This is a genomic window from Cupriavidus sp. P-10, from assembly GCF_003402535.2.
GTDB lineage: Bacteria > Pseudomonadota > Gammaproteobacteria > Burkholderiales > Burkholderiaceae > Cupriavidus.
Genome location: NZ_AP025170.1, coordinates 1,671,548 through 1,687,718, shown reverse-complemented (window position 1 = coordinate 1,687,718; position 16,171 = coordinate 1,671,548). Strand labels below are relative to the sequence as shown.

Annotated in this window: 15 protein-coding genes and 1 pseudogene; 5 read left to right on the top strand and 11 right to left on the bottom strand. The window is 65.8% G+C overall.

Annotation, left to right across the window (positions count from 1 at the left end; translation table 11 throughout):
• Positions 1–70: 70 nt before the first annotated feature.
• A complete protein-coding gene (locus tag CTP10_RS07805) occupies positions 71–778 on the top strand; it encodes a TetR/AcrR family transcriptional regulator (RefSeq protein WP_116322615.1) in 708 nt (235 codons plus the stop codon).
• Between the two features lie 16 nt (positions 779–794).
• Here the strand turns inward: CTP10_RS07805 and CTP10_RS07800 are convergent, their stop codons facing one another.
• The 4 genes from CTP10_RS07800 to CTP10_RS07785 all read right to left on the bottom strand — a co-directional run bounded on the left by CTP10_RS07800 (position 795) and on the right by CTP10_RS07785 (position 5,120).
• The gene (locus CTP10_RS07800; protein WP_116322614.1) at positions 795–1,661 is read right to left on the bottom strand and encodes an FAD binding domain-containing protein; all 867 of its coding nucleotides are present in this window, start codon (positions 1,659–1,661) and stop codon (positions 795–797) included.
• The gene (locus CTP10_RS07795) at positions 1,658–4,030 is read right to left on the bottom strand and encodes a xanthine dehydrogenase family protein molybdopterin-binding subunit (protein ID WP_116322613.1); all 2,373 of its coding nucleotides are present in this window, start codon (positions 4,028–4,030) and stop codon (positions 1,658–1,660) included. The genes CTP10_RS07800 and CTP10_RS07795 overlap by 4 nt, the downstream gene beginning before the upstream one ends.
• Before the next feature lies 1 nt (position 4,031).
• Positions 4,032–4,529 carry a (2Fe-2S)-binding protein gene (locus CTP10_RS07790; protein WP_376790637.1) on the bottom strand — a complete coding sequence of 166 codons (498 nt, stop codon included), beginning with the start codon at positions 4,527–4,529 and terminating at the stop codon, positions 4,032–4,034.
• 111 nt (positions 4,530–4,640) lie between these two features.
• Positions 4,641–5,120 (bottom strand): SRPBCC family protein, encoded by a 480-nt coding sequence (locus tag CTP10_RS07785; RefSeq protein ID WP_116322612.1) that lies wholly within the window; start codon positions 5,118–5,120, stop codon positions 4,641–4,643.
• Positions 5,121–5,495: 375 nt separating this feature from the next.
• Between CTP10_RS07785 and CTP10_RS07780 the strand changes: the two genes are divergently transcribed.
• From CTP10_RS07780 to CTP10_RS07765, 4 genes are all read left to right on the top strand, one after another.
• On the top strand, positions 5,496–6,680 hold the full coding sequence (locus CTP10_RS07780) for an acetyl-CoA C-acyltransferase (protein ID WP_116322611.1): 1,185 nt from the start codon (positions 5,496–5,498) through the stop codon (positions 6,678–6,680).
• A 28-nt stretch (positions 6,681–6,708) separates the two neighbouring features.
• Positions 6,709–7,500, top strand: a complete 792-nt coding sequence (locus CTP10_RS07775) for an enoyl-CoA hydratase/isomerase family protein (protein ID WP_116322610.1) — start codon at positions 6,709–6,711, stop codon at positions 7,498–7,500.
• A gap of 2 nt (positions 7,501–7,502) precedes the next feature.
• Positions 7,503–9,440, top strand: a complete 1,938-nt coding sequence (locus CTP10_RS07770; RefSeq protein ID WP_116322609.1) for an acyl-CoA synthetase — start codon at positions 7,503–7,505, stop codon at positions 9,438–9,440.
• 97 nt (positions 9,441–9,537) lie between these two features.
• On the top strand, positions 9,538–10,539 hold the full coding sequence (locus CTP10_RS07765) for a tripartite tricarboxylate transporter substrate binding protein (RefSeq protein ID WP_116322608.1): 1,002 nt from the start codon (positions 9,538–9,540) through the stop codon (positions 10,537–10,539).
• A gap of 40 nt (positions 10,540–10,579) precedes the next feature.
• On the opposite strand, the gene CTP10_RS07760 is transcribed toward CTP10_RS07765, so the two are convergent.
• From CTP10_RS07760 to CTP10_RS07730, 7 genes and pseudogenes are all read right to left on the bottom strand, one after another.
• Positions 10,580–11,389, bottom strand: coding sequence for an oxepin-CoA hydrolase, alternative type (locus tag CTP10_RS07760; protein WP_116322607.1), 810 nt, complete (start codon positions 11,387–11,389; stop codon positions 10,580–10,582).
• Positions 11,390–11,427: 38 nt separating this feature from the next.
• On the bottom strand, positions 11,428–12,366 hold the full coding sequence (locus CTP10_RS07755; protein ID WP_116322606.1) for a ketopantoate reductase family protein: 939 nt from the start codon (positions 12,364–12,366) through the stop codon (positions 11,428–11,430).
• Positions 12,367–12,378: 12 nt separating this feature from the next.
• Positions 12,379–12,837 carry a MaoC family dehydratase gene (locus tag CTP10_RS07750; RefSeq protein ID WP_116322605.1) on the bottom strand — a complete coding sequence of 153 codons (459 nt, stop codon included), beginning with the start codon at positions 12,835–12,837 and terminating at the stop codon, positions 12,379–12,381.
• 73 nt (positions 12,838–12,910) lie between these two features.
• A pseudogene (locus CTP10_RS07745) lies at positions 12,911–13,048 on the bottom strand (acetyl-CoA C-acyltransferase); the annotation flags it as partial.
• A 155-nt stretch (positions 13,049–13,203) separates the two neighbouring features.
• Positions 13,204–13,404 (bottom strand): hypothetical protein, encoded by a 201-nt coding sequence (locus tag CTP10_RS07740; protein ID WP_147316288.1) that lies wholly within the window; start codon positions 13,402–13,404, stop codon positions 13,204–13,206.
• A gap of 13 nt (positions 13,405–13,417) precedes the next feature.
• Entirely contained in the window at positions 13,418–15,019 is a 1,602-nt protein-coding gene (locus tag CTP10_RS07735) for a DHA2 family efflux MFS transporter permease subunit (protein ID WP_116322604.1), read from the bottom strand.
• The gene (locus CTP10_RS07730; RefSeq protein ID WP_116322603.1) at positions 15,019–16,137 is read right to left on the bottom strand and encodes an HlyD family secretion protein; all 1,119 of its coding nucleotides are present in this window, start codon (positions 16,135–16,137) and stop codon (positions 15,019–15,021) included. Before CTP10_RS07730 ends, CTP10_RS07735 begins: the two co-directional genes overlap by 1 nt.
• Between the last annotated feature and the right edge of the window lie 34 nt (positions 16,138–16,171).

Here is a 16,171-nt window from a genome sequence, read left to right as displayed (position 1 = left end):
CTGCGACGCGGGGGCAGGCGGTGCGTTAGCGCTAATATGGAGGCCTGACGACATCGCGACCCGCATTTTCATGACGACCACCACCAAGCGCCCGGCCCGCCAAAGCTATCACCATGGCAACCTGCGGGAAGAAATGATCCGCTGCGGCCGCGAAATCCTCGCCAGCCAGGGCGTCCATGGACTGACCCTGCGCTCCGCGGCCAAGCTCGCCGGAGTGTCACACGGCGCGCCGCGCAACCAGTTTTCCGACAAGGAAGGCCTGCTGGCCGCCATCGCCGCCGAAGGGTTCCGCGAACTGGTTGCGGTGCGGCGGGCCCGCCTCGCGCCGGAGATGAGCGCCGAGGCGCGGCTGCTCACGATCATGGATGGCTACATCGAGTTCGCCGTCAAGCATCCCGCGCTGTTCTACCTGATGTTCGGGCCGCAGATCGAGGATAAGGAACGGTATCCGGAGTTGCTGGAAGCCGGCAGCGCGTCTTACCAGCTGTTGTCTGGCGGGGTCCATGATTACTTCCGCGAGAACGGTCTTGCCGAGCAGTTCGACGACATGATGGTGCGCTGCGCGTGGTCGGCCATGCACGGTGTCAGCATGTTCTTCAGTGCCAGGCCGGCGGGGCCCAGCCCGCGCCCGCGCGTGGCGCTGGCCCAATGGCGGCAGAGCGTACAGCAGTTCGTGCTGACCGGCCTGCTGGCTGCGGGCCAGAAAAAGGCCGCGGCGGCCAACGAGGCCGCCGCAGGCAAACCGAAGGCAAGGCCACGCAGCGCCGCGCAGGCGTAACCCTCCCCCAGGTCCTTCAGCTTGCGCCGGGCGGCTCCAGCGCATCGGCAAGCGCGCGCTTCAGCATCACCCGGCCAAGCTGCAGCCGGTATGCCCCATCGGCAAAGTTGTCCGCCAGCGGGGTCACGTTGGCGAACGCCGCTTCGACGATGGCATCGACCTTGCCCGGCAGGTCTGAGAAGCTGCCTTCCAGCAACGCCCCGGCCTCCCATGCGCGGAATGCCGTGTCGGCAACGCCGGTGATGGCGATCCTTCCCCATGCGTAGCCGTCTTTGCCGACGCTGATCGCAACGGCCGCCGCAGCGACCGCGTAGCCGGACGACGGATGGCGGAACTTGCGGTAGGCAACCCTGCCCGGCGCCGGCAATGGCACGTGGATGCGCGTCAGGATCTCGTCCGGCTCGACGGCTGTCGCCATGAAGCCGGCAAAGAACTCGTGCGCGGGAATGCGCGTGCTTCCGTGTGCGCCTACGACTTCCATCTCCGCGTCCATGGCAAGCGCGACAGCCGGCCAGTCGGCCGACGGATCCGCGTGCACCAGCGCGCCGCCGATCGTGCCACGGTTCCTGACGGTAGGATCGGCAATCACCGTCGCGGCGAGCGGGAACAGCGGGGCCAGTTGCTTCAGTGCCGCGCTCGCCTCGAGTTCGGCGTGGGTCGTGGCGCTGCCGATGGAAACGGAATCCTCGTGGACCACGATCCCGCGAAGTTCGGGCAGGCGGCCGATGTCCACCAGCAGTCCGGGCCGCGCGAGCCTGAGCTTCATCATCGGTAGCAGCGTATGGCCGCCGGCCAGGATCTTCGCCTCGGGGTGTTGGGCAAGGGCGGCGAGTGCCTGTTGCACGCTGCCGGCCCTGAGGTACTCGACTTCGTATGGAATCATGTCGCGCTCCGGCTCTGTTGGATGGCACGCCAGACCTTCGGCGGCGTCAGCGGCATATCGAGATGGGATATGCCGAATGGCTTCAGTGCATCGCATACCGCCGCGACCACCGCGGGCGGCGCACCGACGCAGCCCGCCTCCCCGATGCCCTTGACGCCAATCGGGTTCGACGGCGCCGGCGAGACATGGAAACCGGTGCGCATGCGGGGAACCTGCTCGATGCGCGGAAAGCCGTAGTCGAGCAGCGATCCGGACAGCAGTTGCCCAGCATCGTCGTAGCTGGCTTCTTCGAACAGCGCCTGGCCAATACCCTGCGCGATGCCACCGTGCATCTGGCCGTGGCAAAGCATCGGGTTGATCATGACCCCCACGTCGTCGACCGCGACATAGTCCAGGATCGTCACCACGCCTGTCTCCGCATCGACCTCCACGACCACGGCATGGCAGCCATTCGGTGCTCCCAGGGCGACCGGCTCATAGAAGACGCGCTCATCCAGCCCTGCTTCAAAATCCCGGGGCAGCTTGTGCGCAAGGTATGCCATCCTTGCCACCTGCGAGAACGGGATAACGGTGGGATTGGCTGCGCTCGAGAACTGGCCATCTGCATAGTCCACCTCCGCTTCCGGGACTTCCAGCATGAAGGCGGCGATGCGCCTGGCCCTGGCGAGGATCTTGCCCGCTGCCACGTAGGCAGCACTGCCGCCCACCGGCATCGAGCGTGAATTGAACGTGCCGTGGCCAGCCAGCACGCGGTCGGTGTCGCCCTGCACGACATCGATATCTTCCATCGGCAGTTGCAGGGCTTCCGCGACGATCTGCGCGAAGCTGGTGGCATGGCCGTGGCCCTGCGGCATCGACCCGCTGAACAGCGTCACCTTGCCGTCCGAATGCACGCGGATATGCGCGCTTTCCCAGCCGCCGCGGTTGAACCCGACCTTCTCCAGCATCGGCGAAATGCCCATGCCGACCAGTTCCAGATAGCAGATCACGCCGATGCCGATGTATCTGCCCTGCTCGCGCAGCGCCGCCTGCTCCGTCCGCCAGCGCCGGTAGCCGATCAGTTCGGTCGCCTTGTTCAGGCAGGCTTCGTAGTCGCCGGAATCCCACCTGCCGCGCGCGCCGTCATGCGGCAGATAGGGAAACTGATCGGGCTGCACCAGGTTGCGGCGCCGCAGCTCCACCGGATCCAGGTCCAGTTCTCCTGCCACGGCGTCCATCAGCCGCTCGATGATGTAAGCGGCTTCCGGGCGTCCGGCACCGCGGTACGCGTCGACCGGCGTGGTATTGGTCGTTACCAGGTTCACCTCCACGTCGACCGAGGAAATCTGGTAGTTGCCCGTGATGTAGTTGGCCGTGTTGACGGTGGGAATACCCGTCGCCATGTTCGACAGGTAGGCGCCAAGGTTGGCGAACGAGCGCACCCGGATCCCCAGCACCTTGCCGTCGGTCGTGACAGGCGCTTCCACATACTCGGTATGCGCACGGCCATGCGTAGTCGCGACGAAATTCTCGCTGCGCGTCTCGGTCCAGCTTACCGGGAGCCCGAAATGCCTGGAAGCGAACGCCACCAGCACCTCTTCCGCGTAGAAATGCATCTTCGCGCCGAATCCGCCGCCGATATCGGGCGCCACGATCCGGACCCGGTGCTCGGGCCAGCGCAGGGTTTCCGCCAGCCAGCGTCTCGACATATGCGGAACCTGGGTCGGGACGATAAACGTGAGACGCTCGTCAACCGGGTCGAAATTCGCGCACAAGGCGCGCGGTTCAAGCGGGCTGGGTATCAGCCTCTGGTTCACCAGCCGGATCGATATCACGCGATCGGCGCGTTTCAATGCATCCTCGTAGCTGCCGCCCTTGAGTCGGAACGTGCCGATGTGATTGCCCGGCACGTTATCGTGAAGCTGGGGCGCCGTGTCAGACAGCGCGGCTTCCGCATCGACGACCGGCGGCAATTCTTCATAGCCTACCGCGACGAGTTCGGCGGCATCCGCCGCGATTTCCCGACTCTCGGCCACCACCATCGCCACGGCCTCCCCGACGTACCGCACGCGCTCCGCCGCAAGCGGAGGATGCGGTGGCACCCTGGAATTGCCCACCACCCAGTTCGGCCGGATGTCGCCGACCTTGCCGTGGATATCCGCATAGGTCAGCACGCCGATCACGCCGGGAAGCGCGCGCGCGGCTGACGTGTCGACTCCGGTGACGCTGGCGTGGGCATATGGCGACCTGACAAAGGCCGCGTAGACCATGCCAGGGAACTGATGGTCATCAGTGAACCTGCCCTGGCCACTCATCAGGCGCTTGTCCTCCCGTCGCCTGACCGATTTGCCGATGTACCGGGTTGCGCTGCCGTTCAGTGCTTCGCTCATCTCAGGCCTCCCCTTGCATGGCGGCTGGCGCTTGCTGCAGCCTGGTGGCGGCAAGCAGCACCGCATCGACGATGTTCTGATACCCGGTGCAGCGGCACAGGTTGCCGTGCAGCGCTTCCCTGACGTCGATTTCGGCCGGCGCGGGGTGATGCTCCAGCAGCGCGCGCGCCGCCAGCAGCATCCCCGGGGTGCAGAATCCGCATTGCAAGCCATGCAACTCGTTAAAGGCTTGCTTGAGCGCCGATGTGGTGTGGTCGTGCTCCATCCCTTCGATCGTGCGAAGGTCGCATCCGTCCGTCTGTGCGGCAAGTACCGTGCAAGACTTCACGGTCGCCCCGTCCACAAGCACCGTGCAAGCGCCGCACTGGGAGGTATCGCAGCCGATGTGAACGCCGGTCAGGCGCTTCTGGTCCCGCAGCATATGCACCAGCAGCCGCCTTGGCTCGATCTCGGTCGTCCCCGTCACGCCATTGATGGTGTTTTCAATTTTCACGGTCACCTCTGTGTTCCGTTAGCACCTTCAGCATCAGCACACGCGATGCGTATAGTATTACGAACATCATACTAAAGGCCAAAAAATTTTTGGATGCACTTCCCTTCCGTCCGACGCTCATTCAGGGGAAGTTTCCAGGGCGGCACTTTGCTCCATCTCTTGCGTGACCAGCTGTTCGAAGCGGGAAAAGAACTCCGCCAGGAACTTGTTCGCGACGGAGCCCACCAGACGGGATCCGATCTGTGCGAGCTTTCCGCCGATCTGGGCTGCGGCCACATAGTGCAGCGTGGTACCACCATCGACGTCTTCCAGCCGGACGTCGGCACCCAGCTTGCCATATCCCGCGACGCCACCGCTCCCGCTGCCTTCGATGTGGTAGCCGACGCCTTCGAGGTGGTCGGAAAAGCGGACTGTTCCCTTGAAGCGAGCCTTGATCGGCCCGACGGCCGCGACGATGACCGCGTCATACCCGCCGTCTTCCCCTTGCCCGTACTGTTCACATCCCGGCAAGCACTGCTGCAAAGTCGCCGGATCGTTCAAGCGCTTCCAGACCTCTGCCCTGGGAGCCTTGATTACCTGTTTGCCAGTGAATTCCAATACTTCCTCCTATCGGCTTCTGTTATCCCGTCACCGCATGTCTGAACATCAATGTATCCAGCGTCTATATCGTAGGGAGCGCGTCGGCCAGCGTCAAGGAACGGGAAGCCATTTGCCCCTAGTGCTAACCCTAGCAACGATGCACCTTCACCAATCTGGCTGACGCTGCGATGCCAGCAGCGTTGGCAGGCTGGTAAACCCGACCTTGCACAACGACTTCTTGACGCCTTCGCAATCGCGATCCTAGTATGTAGACAGTGGATACACTGAGTGCCGGCGTCTGGCTTCCCGTTCCAACGCAACAACACACACACCAATGTATCCACTGTCTATATTCGGCGGACTACCGCCCGCATCTACATCAAAGGAGAACCCATGTCGCGTGCAGTGATCGTTTCGTTTGCCCGCACCCCGATCGGAAAAGCCACCCGAGGCGCATTCAACATGACCCATGGCGCGACCATGGCGGGCCATGCCATCCAGCATGCCGTCCAGCGCGCGGGGATTGACGGCGCGGAAGTCGAGGACATCATTTTCGGCTGCGGCCAGCCCATCGCAGCCACCGGCGGTAATGTCGCCCGGCAAGGCGGCATCCGCGCGGGCCTGCCGGTGTCCGTCAGCGGCACGACACTGACCCGGTTCTGCGCGTCCGGCCTGCAGGCGGTCGCGTTTGCCGCCCAGCGCGTGCTGATCGACAAGGTGCCGGTGATGGTGGCGGGTGGTGTCGAATCCATCAGCCTGTCGCAACCCGTCACGCTGAAGGTCGCCCAGCAGGAAGCGTGGCTGGCGAAGAACCGCCCCGACGTCTACCTGCATATGATCGATACGGCCGAAATCCTGGCCGAGCGCTACGGCATGTCGCGGCAGCGCTCCGACGAGTTCGCGCTGCGCAGCCAGCAACTCACCGTGGAAGCCCAGAAGGCAGGCCGCTACGCTGACGAGATCGTCCCGCTGGCAACCGTGAAGTCGGTGAAGGACAAAGTGACCGGCGAGACGTCGACGGTGGAGTTCCTGCTCGAGGCGGACGAAGGTGTCCGTGCCGACACCACGGTGGCAGGCCTGAGTGCGCTGCCCGCCGTGAAGGGCGAGGGTTACCAGGTGACGGCCGGCAACTCCAGCCAGTTGTCCGACGGCGCCGCGGCGCTGGTGGTGATGTCCGAGCGTGAAGCCGAACGGCGCGGCCTCGAACCGCTCGGCTACTTTGTCAGCCTGGCCACTGCCGGCGTGGAACCGGACGAGATGGGCGTCGGCCCGGTGCGCGCGGTGCCGCGGCTGCTGGAACGCAACGAGCTTTCCATCGACGACATCGACCTGTGGGAACTCAATGAAGCCTTTGCCTGCCAGGCGCTGTATTGCATCGACAAGCTCGGCCTGCCGCTGGAGCGCGTCAACGTCAATGGCGGCGCCATTGCCATCGGCCACCCGTATGGCATGACCGGCGCGCGCCAGGCCGGCCACATCCTGCTGGAAGGCCGCCGCCGCAAGGCCAGGTATGGCGTCGTGACCATGTGCGCCGCTGGCGGCATGGGCGCGGCCGGCCTGTTCGAGTTCATCCACTGAGCATCCCACAGAGACAACGGAGACACCGATGACCGGCATCACCGAGTACGACACCGTCTTTATCGACCGCGACGGCCCCTGCGCCGTCGTCACCATGAACCGGCTGGAGAAGTACAACGCGCTGAACACGGGGCTGCGCACTGACCTTTACGCGGCGCTGTCGTCGCTGATGGCGGACCGGACGGTTCGCGGCATTGTCCTCTGGGGCGGGACCAAGGCCTTCGTGGCAGGCGGCGACATCCCTGAAATGCTCGCGCGCCGCCCGATCGAAGCCTTCGTCCCGACCAGCGGCGCGCCCGACCTGTGGGCGCTGATCCATCACAGCACCATCCCCGTGATCGCGGCCATCGCCGGGCCGTGCTTTGGCGGTGGTTTGGAACTCGCGATGGCGTGCGACCTGCGCGTCGCCGCGGAAAATGCCCTGATGGGACAAACCGAAACCAACGTTGGCCTGATCCCGGGGCGTGGGGGCACGCAGCGGCTGACCCGGCTGGTCGGCGCGACTCGCGCCAAGGAAATGATCTTTACCGGCGAAATCATCAAGCCCGACGAGGCCTACCGCATCGGCCTGGTCAACAAGGTGGTGCCCGCGGACGAACTGCTGGCCGAGGCGAAAGCCTACGTGCACCGCATTGCCGAAAAATCGCCCCACTCGATCGCCATGGCCAAGCTGATGATCAACAACGGCCAGGACGCCACGCTGGATACCGCGCTGATGCTGGAGCAACTGGCCTTTGCCACGCTGTTCAGCACCGAAGACATGCACGAAGGCGGCGCAGCGTTCCTCGACAAGCGCCGTCCGGTGTACCGGGGGGTCTGAACATGACGCAGCTCACCACCCACGTGCAGGCGGCCACCAACCTGGCGCAACCGGACCCCTACCGCCCCAGGCTGACCGTGACGGCGCTTGCCGATATCCGCCGCTTCGAGCAGACGCCCCTTGCCGACCGCCGCCTGCCCGACAGCACCTACGAGTTGCTGCGCCTGGCCCGCGATCGTGCGCCGGAGGCGCCTGCCCTGCACTATTTCACCTCCGGCGACGAGCTGGCGAAGTCGGTCACCATCACCCATGCGCAAATGTTCGGGCGCATCACGCAGACCGCCAACCTGCTGCACTCGCTCGGCCTGGGCGCCGATGACGTGATCGGGGTGCTGATGCCGGTGACACCGGAATCGCAATACGCGATCTGGGGCAGCGAGGCGACCGGCATTGCCTGCCCGGTCAACTGGATGCTGGAGCCCGAGATTATCGCGGCGCTGCTGCGCAATGCCGGCGCCAAGGCGGTGATTGCCTACGGCCCCGACCCCGATATCGAAGCCTGGAACAAGGCCATGCTGGTGCGCCGCGAGTTGCCGGGCGTGCAGCACTGGATCAAGGCCGGCGGCGGCAAGGCCAGCGAGGCGGGCATCGTCGATCTCGATGCCGGGCTTGAGCGCTTCGACGACGATTCGCTGGACAGCCAGCGGGTGTTTTCGCCGGGCGATACCGCTTCGATGTTCCATACCGGGGGCACGACCGGCACGCCCAAGCTGGCGCTGCACACCCACGGCAACGAAGTGGCCATGGCATGGGTCAGCGCGATGCAGATCGACGTGCAGCCCGAGGATGTCCGCGTCTGCGGCGTGCCGATGTTCCATGTCACCGGCGTGCTGACCAATTGCCTGATGCCGCTGGCCCGCGGCGCCTCGGTCGTGCTGCTGACCTCCAGCGGCTGGCGCGATCCCTCGGTCATCCGCAATCTCTGGCAGATCGTCGGGCACTTCGGCGTCACGGCGCTCGGAATGGTCCCGAGCGTGGTCAACATGGCGCTCAATATCCCGATTGGCGACGCCGACATCAGCTCCCTCAAGGCAGCCAGCTGCGGTACCGCGCCGCTGTCGGTGGCCGTAGCCGAAGCCTTCGAGCGGTTGACCGGCGCGATGATCTTCGAGGGCTACGGGCTGACCGAAGGCACCGCGCTCAGCGCCACCAACCCGCGCTATGGCCAGCGCCGCATCGGCTCCATTGGCCTGCCCATGGCCTACCAGGAGATGAAGGTCGTCAAGGTCGCCGGCGGGCGCATCCAGCGCGACTGCGAGCCGGGGGAACCTGGCATCGTGGTGGTGCGCGGCCCCAACATCTTCGCGGGCTACCTGAACCCGGAACAGAACAAGGGCATCTGGTTCGAAGGCGGCTGGTTCAATACCGGCGACCTGGGCTATGCGGACGAAGATGGCTACTTCTGGCTGACCGGGCGGGCCAAGGATCTGATCATCCGCGGCGGCAACAATATCGACCCGCGCATGATCGAAGAGGCGCTGTATCGCCACCCCGAGGTCTTCGACGCCGCGGCGGTCGGGCTGCCTGACGCGCATGCCGGGGAACTGCCGGTGGCGTACATCGCGCTCAAGCCGGGCAGCACCTTCCCGCTTGGCCGCATCAAGCACTACGCCTATGAGGTGATTCCGGAACGCGCCGCCGTGCCCAAGCAGTTCTACCTGGTCGATGCCATTCCCAAGACGGCCGTCGGCAAGATCCAGAAGAACGCGCTGCGCAGCGATGCCGTCCTGCGTGCGCAACGGCAGATGCTTGCCGAGGTCAATGCGCAGACGCCCGTGCCGCTTGTCGATATCCGCATCGAGGACCGGGGCGACCAGGGCATCCTGTCCACGCTGGTGCTGCCTGCCGCGCTGAGCCCTGAAGATCGGGAAATCGCGGCCGCAACCATCGGCAAGGCGTTCTCGACGCTGACGATCAAGTACGCGGTGGTCTACGAATAGCCCGTTCGCCTGAGCAGGCCTCACAGAAGCAGTGCATGCCGGCAGCGCCCCAACGGGGATGCGCTGCCGGCATGCAGAACTATCAGAGGAGACAATCATGACTATCCAGCTTTCACGGCGGCGCCTGCTGCAGGCGGCCTGCGGCGCCGTGCCTGCGATGCTTGCGCCATCTTGGCTGCGGGCCGAAGGCACCTATCCGAGCAAGCCGGTTGTCGTCAAGGTCGCATTTCCCGCCGGTGGGCCGGCGGATGAATCGATCCGCGCGGCAGCCGTCGTGATGAAGAGAAGCCTCGGGCAGAACGTCCTTGCCGACAACCTCCCCGGCGCGAGCGGCTCGATCTGTGCAATGAACGTGCTGCGCGCCGCCAACGATGGCTACACCCTGCTGGGAACGACCGGCATCGATTTCCTGGTCGCGCCGCTGACCATCGCATCGGCCAGGTATTCGCCGGAGAAATTCAAGCTGGCGGGCTTCAGCGGGATTTCGGACTTCATCCTGGTGTCGAATCCCTCGTTGTCGTTCAAGAACGTCGACGAGGTCATCGCGTATGCGAAGAACCCCAGGAACCGCCCGCTGTCACTGGCGCACTGGGGGCCCGGCTCGGCACCCCACCTGGTCGGCGCCGACTTCCAGGCCCGTACCGGCGTGCGCTTCCTGGAAGTCCCTTACAAAGGCGCGGCGCCGGTCACAAGCGATATCGCGGGTGCGCAGGTCGACCTGACTTTCATTCCGATGGGCGGCCCGACCTACGGGATGATCAAGGCCGGCCGCTTCCGGCCGATCGGCGTCGCCAGCAAGGCCCGGCATCCGTCGTTGCCCGATGTGCCCGCGCTGTCGGAAACCAGGGAACTTGCCGACTTCGAGTACAGCCAGTGGGCGGGCGTGCTGGCGCCGCCAAATACCCCGGACGCCGTGACGGCACGGGTGGTGGACGCCATGAATGCCTGGGTGGGCAGCCCGGAGAACCGTACCAGGCGTTCCGTCAATCTGCAGCGCGCGATCGAGCCGATGACGATGGCCCAGGCGCAAGCATTCCTGGCCAACGAGCATGCGAAGCTGACCCGCATCGCCAAAAGCCTGAAACTCGCCGGGCAATAGCGCCCGGCGTAGCGCCCGGCGGCAAGGCGGGCAGCCGCGGCTATGCCGGATCGCCGCGGCGCAACCCTGCAAAGTTCGTGGGGCGTTTTTCCAGGAAGGCGGCGATGCCCTCCGCGGCTTCGGCGCCACCCTGGGCCACGGCCATCGCGACCCGCTCCGCTTCCAGCTGGTCATCGAGCGTGCGTTCATGCGCATGACGGCACAGCGCCTTGATCGCACCCAGCGCCTGCTGGGGGCCCTGGGCAAGCCGCGCCGCCAGCGCGATCGCCGCCACGCCGGCTTGCCCCGCCTCCACCAGTTGGTTGACGACGCCGAAATGCTGCAGTTGCTCGGCCGTGATGCGATCGCCGGTCAACGCGAGCTGCGTCAGCACCTGCCGCGACAGGCTCTGCGCCAGCAGGCCCGTGATGCCGCCATCCGGTGTCAGGCCTACCTTCACATAGGCAATCGAAAAAGCCGCGCCGGAGGATGCCACCAGCAGGTCACAGGCCAGTGCCAGCGAGAAGCCGGCGCCTGCCGCACCGCCTTCCACCGCTGCAACAATCGGCTTGGGGAAATCGCGCAGCTTGCACACCACATCGTGCAGATGCCCCAGCTTCTCGATGCGCTCGTCGTAAGTCAGTTCGCGCCGCTGGCGGATCAATGCCAGGTCGCCGCCCGCACAGAAGTAGTTGCCGGCGCCGGTCAGCACGATGGCGCCGACCGCCGGATCGTCCGCGGCGGCCGCCAGTGCGGCGCGGATGTTGTCATAGAGATCCGCCGCGATGGCGTTGCGCTTGCCCGGGTTGTTGATGGTGAGCACCAGCACGCTGCCTTCCGTGTGCTGCAACAGGGAGGAAAAGGTCGTCATGTCGTGAGTCGTGGTTGTTTCAGGTGAGCGGGCGCGTCTCAGGCCGCAGCCTGTTCGGCAGCGCGCTGGCGCTCATAGACCTGCAGGTGGCAATAGGCCGTGCGGCTCAACGGAAGCTCGTGCCCGTGCTCGCCGGCGCGCTTGATCAGGTCGCCGACGATGGCGTCGGCTTCGATGCGTGGCGCGCCCTGCGCGATATCCCGCATCATCGATGCAGCCCAGTTGGAGGTTTCGTCCAGCAGCCGGGCCTGCATGGCAGCAACGACGGGTTCGGGAATGGCATGGCCGCACAGTTGCGCCACCGTGCGGCACTCGGCCATCGCGTCAAGCATCAGCCGGCGGCCATCCTGCGTCTTCATGATGTCCGCCACCGAGCCGCGCATCAGGCATGTCATGACGGCGCCCGCGGCGATCATGGCCCACTTGTTCCAGAGCTCCTGCCCGATGGCGCCCGATACTTCTCGCGTACCCGCCGCCCGTGACAGCAGCGCGTGGAAATCCGCGGCCAGGGTGGAGGTCTGCGCGGCGCGGGGGCCGACGACGAGCCGGTCCAGGCGGCCGGCGTGCATGACGGTGCCGTCCGCCGCCAGCGTGGTCGCGATGTAGGCAACCCCGCCCATCACGCGTTGCCTGCCAAAGCACTGATCGAGACCATCATAGGCACCGAGTCCGTTGAGCAAGGGCAGCACCGCGGTGTCACGGCCCACGGCGGGGCTGATCGCCCGGATCGCGTCGGCAAGGTCATAGGTCTTGCATGCCAGCAGGACAAGGTCGAACTGCGCGTCTACCTGTCCCGCCAGGGCAGTCCTGACCGGACGATGGAAGGCGCCGAGCTCGCTGCGTACGGCAAGGCCGTGGCGTTCCAGGGCCTGCGCGCGGCCGGGCCGCACCAGGAAGGTGACGTCCGCGCCCGCCTCGATCAGCCGCGCACCGTAGTAGCCGCCCATGGCGCCAGCGCCGAGTACAAGGATTTTCATGGCGCCTCCCGTCTACGCTTTGGCGGCGGGACGGCACTGCACGACCAGGTTGACCACGCCGGTCTGCACCGGTTCGTCATGCTGGTTGAAGGTCGTGATGCGCACCTTCACGATGCCCTGGTCAGGACGCGACCTGGACGTCCGCACCTCCAGGATCTCGCTCTCGACATGCAAGGCATCACCGGGCCGCACCGGCTTGGGCCAGCGCAGCTCCTCGAAGCCGGCACCGATGATGCCGCCCGCGGGCCGGAGCTCGCCGTCGACCAATAGGCGCATGGTCAGAGCCGCCGTGTGCCAGCCGCTCGCGGCCAGGCCGCGGAACAGCGTGTCGCGGGCAGTGGCTTCATCGAGATGGAAAGGCTGTGGGTCGAATTCAGCGGCGAAGGACTTGATCCGCTCAGTCTCGACGGTCAGCCGCCCGGAACCATATTTCTGGCCCGGCGCCAGATCCTCGATGTATTGGATGTTCATTGTTTGCTCCTCCATTGTTCAGTAGGTTGTGCGCCGATCCCGACGACCGGCGCGCGGATCAAGAACCGGCGAATCAGGCCGACGCCTCAAGCGCCAGCGCAATCCCTTGTCCCCCGCCGATGCACAGCGTGACGATGCCACGGCAGATGCCATCCGCGCGCATGGCATGCAGCAGCCGCGTCGTCAGCACCGCGCCGGTCGCGCCGATCGGCCACGCTGGCCCGTATTGCCGCGGCGCCGAGATCGGTTGCCGCAATCGACTTCAATGAACCGTTGTAGGCGCCAATGGCGGTCCGCACCGGCTGACACAGCACGACATCTCTTGCATTCATCGCTTTCTCCCTGCCCAACACCAAAGATCAAAGATCAATCGGTCGCACGCCCTTCAGTCGCGGCGCCATGCGGCAAGCGCCCGGCGGCCGGCTCCTGAAGGTTGCAATATGTATTGCCTGCACGAGCACAGGCTACGCCCGTATCACGCGGACGCTCATTGCCAGCGTGTGCCAGCGTCGCCCCGCACGCGATCAGCGCGGCACACAGCAATCTCTTGAACAGATCGGTTTTCATTCCCTGCTCCCGATCAGTGCGCATCCGCCGACGGGCCCTTCGGCGCCGCGACCTTGCGCATCAGCGGCACCATGGCCGTGGCGATGACAAAGCAGACCAGGATCACCAGGAACGCATCGCCGAACGTCTGCGTCTGCGCTTCGCGCCAGGCCAGCCCCCACAGTTGCCTGAGCGCTGCGGTATGCGCATCGAGGGCATCGTGCCCGGCGGCCACGAACTGGTCGGTCAGCCCTTGCAGCACGCTTCCCATGGCTTCATTGCGGATAGTCAGGTGCTCCGCCTCGCGCAGGAAATGCAGGTTGCCGCGGTCGTTGAGCACGGTGGCGCAGGCCGCGATGCCCATGGCGCCGCCCAGGTTGCGCATCAGGTTGAACAGGCCGGACGCCAGCTTGAGCCGCTCTGGCGGCAAGCTGCCCAGCGTCAGGGTCACGGTGGGCGCCACCGCGAACTGCTGTGCCATGCCGCGCAGCGCCTGCGGCAGCATCAGTTGCGCCGCGCCCCAGTCGTGGGTGATGGGCGCGAAGAACCACATCGATACCGCGAACATCGCCAGCCCGGCCATCATCAGCCAGCGCAGGTCGACGCGGTTCGCCAGGAAGGCATAGAGCGGGATGGAAGCCATCTGGAACACGCCGGTGGAAAACACCGCCAGCCCGATGTCCAGCGCGCTGAAGCCGCGTACCCGCCCCAGGAACAATGGTGTCAGGTAGATGGTGGCGAAGATGCCGATGCCGGTAACAAAGGAAAAGAAGCAGCCAAGCGCGAAATTGCGTTCCCTGAGCGCCCGCAGGTCGACGATAGGGTTGGCGTAGGTCAGCGTGCGCCACAGAAAGGCCACGCCCGACAGGCCGGAGATCCAGGCGGTCGCCAGGATCACGTCATCATCGAACCAGTCCCAGCGCGGCCCTTCTTCCAGCGTGTATTCGAGGCAGCCCAGGAACAGCGCCATCAGCACGATGCCAAGGTAGTCGGCACCGCGCACCAGCGACCAGTTCGGCCGGTCGACCTTGACCAGCAGCGGCACCGCGACGGTGACGAAGATGCCCGGCACCAGGTTGATGAAGAACAGCCAGTGCCACGAGAAATGATCGGTGATCCAGCCGCCCACCGTGGGCCCGAGCGTCGGCGCCAGCGAGGCCAGCCCGCCGACGGTGGCCGCGGCGATCACACGTTGCGGGCCGCTGAAGAACGCGAATGCCGTGGTGAACACCATCGGGATCATCGAGCCGCCCAGGAACCCCTGCAACGCGCGGAACACGATCATGCTGTGGATATCCCACGCCAACCCGCACAGCAGGCTGGTCACGGTAAAGCCGGCCGCCGAGGCCGCGAACAGCCAGCGCGTCGACATGACGCGCGACAGCCAGCCGGACAGCGGGATGACGATGATCTCGGCGATCAGGTAGCTGGTCTGCACCCATACGGTTTCATCGGCGCCGGCCGACAGCGCACCGCCGATATCGCGCAAAGAGGCGGAAACGATCTGGATATCCAGCAAGGCGATGAACATGCCGACGCACATGGTGCCGAAGGCGAATACCTTGGCGCCGGTGGACATCGCGTCCGGCGTTGATTCTACGGCGGCCGCTGTAGTAGTCACGCTGGCCGTCGTCATCACTGCACCTGCGAGGTCGACGGCGTCGCGGGGTGGGTATTGACCTGCGCGATCACGGACAGGCCCGGACGCAGGACTCCCAGCCGGGCGTCCTCGTCGTCGAGGCGGATGCGCACCGGTACGCGCTGGACGATCTTGGTGAAGTTGCCGGTAGCGTTTTCCGCCGGCAGCACGCTGAACTGCGCACCGGTGGCGGGCGCCAGGCTCGCGACCCGGCCATGGAAGACCCGTCCGGGCAGGATATCTGCCTCTACTTCGACCGGCATGCCGGGGCGCATGTGAGCGAGCTGCCCTTCCTTGAAGTTCGCGTCCACCCAAAGCCCGCTGGCCGGAACGATCGACAGTAGCTGGCTGCCCGCACCGGCAAAGGCGCCGACGCGTGCGCGGCGGTTGCCCACGGTGCCGTCCACGGGGGCGCGCAGCTCTGTATAGCTGAGATTCAGTCTGGCGATGTCGCGCTCGGCGCTCGCCTGCGCCAGCGCCGCCTCGGCCTGCTGCTTCTGCGTGCCGATCACGTCCAGTTGGCGCTGCGCCGCCAGCAGCGAGGCACGGGCCTTGTCGCCATTGGCCTGCGCCTGCTTGTAGTCCGAGTCGGCTTTCTGCGAGCTCTGGATCGAGACGGCCGCCTTGGCCACCAGGCTGGCGTAGCGGACCTGGTCGTCGCGCGCCCGCACCGTGTCGGCATTGGTCGCCGCGATGCCCGCCCTGGCCTGCGCGATGACCGCTTCCTGCAGCCGTGCGGTGGCATCCAGGTTGGCCAGGAGTGCCTTCTGTGCTGCCACGGCGCCCTCTGCCTTGGCCAGTGCGGCGCGATAGTCCCGGTCGTCGATGCGCACCAGCACGTCGCCGGCGCGGACCGACTGGTTGTCGGTCACCGCGACTTCGGCAATATAGCCCCCGACCTTGGCACCGATCACCGTGACATCGCCGCCGACATAGGCATCGTCGGTACTTTGCAGGTAACGGCCCGATGCCCACCAGTGGTGACCGTAGCCGATGCCCGCCAGCCCCGCGACAACCAGCGCGCCAGCCACCAGCAGTCGTTTGGGGCTGGTCCTGGATTTCGACGCGGGAACGGGTTCGGTACCTGTCCGTTCAGTCAGCGTATTGCTACTCATGGCACTTCCTTTCTGCTTGCTGCTCTTTGCTTTG

Coding starts and splice junctions, on each gene's coding strand:
- CTP10_RS07780 (WP_116322611.1), top strand. CDS start 5,496: ATGTCGCGTGCAGTGATCGTTTCGTTTGCCCGCACCCCGATCGGAAAA.
- CTP10_RS07735 (WP_116322604.1), bottom strand. CDS start 15,019: ATGACGACGGCCAGCGTGACTACTACAGCGGCCGCCGTAGAATCAACG.
- CTP10_RS07795 (WP_116322613.1), bottom strand. CDS start 4,030: ATGAGCGAAGCACTGAACGGCAGCGCAACCCGGTACATCGGCAAATCG.
- CTP10_RS07770 (WP_116322609.1), top strand. CDS start 7,503: ATGACGCAGCTCACCACCCACGTGCAGGCGGCCACCAACCTGGCGCAA.
- CTP10_RS07730 (WP_116322603.1), bottom strand. CDS start 16,137: ATGAGTAGCAATACGCTGACTGAACGGACAGGTACCGAACCCGTTCCC.
- CTP10_RS07800 (WP_116322614.1), bottom strand. CDS start 1,661: ATGATTCCATACGAAGTCGAGTACCTCAGGGCCGGCAGCGTGCAACAG.
- CTP10_RS07775 (WP_116322610.1), top strand. CDS start 6,709: ATGACCGGCATCACCGAGTACGACACCGTCTTTATCGACCGCGACGGC.
- CTP10_RS07750 (WP_116322605.1), bottom strand. CDS start 12,837: ATGAACATCCAATACATCGAGGATCTGGCGCCGGGCCAGAAATATGGT.
- CTP10_RS07755 (WP_116322606.1), bottom strand. CDS start 12,366: ATGAAAATCCTTGTACTCGGCGCTGGCGCCATGGGCGGCTACTACGGT.
- CTP10_RS07805 (WP_116322615.1), top strand. CDS start 71: ATGACGACCACCACCAAGCGCCCGGCCCGCCAAAGCTATCACCATGGC.
- CTP10_RS07765 (WP_116322608.1), top strand. CDS start 9,538: ATGACTATCCAGCTTTCACGGCGGCGCCTGCTGCAGGCGGCCTGCGGC.
- CTP10_RS07740 (WP_147316288.1), bottom strand. CDS start 13,404: ATGAAAACCGATCTGTTCAAGAGATTGCTGTGTGCCGCGCTGATCGCG.
- CTP10_RS07760 (WP_116322607.1), bottom strand. CDS start 11,389: ATGACGACCTTTTCCTCCCTGTTGCAGCACACGGAAGGCAGCGTGCTG.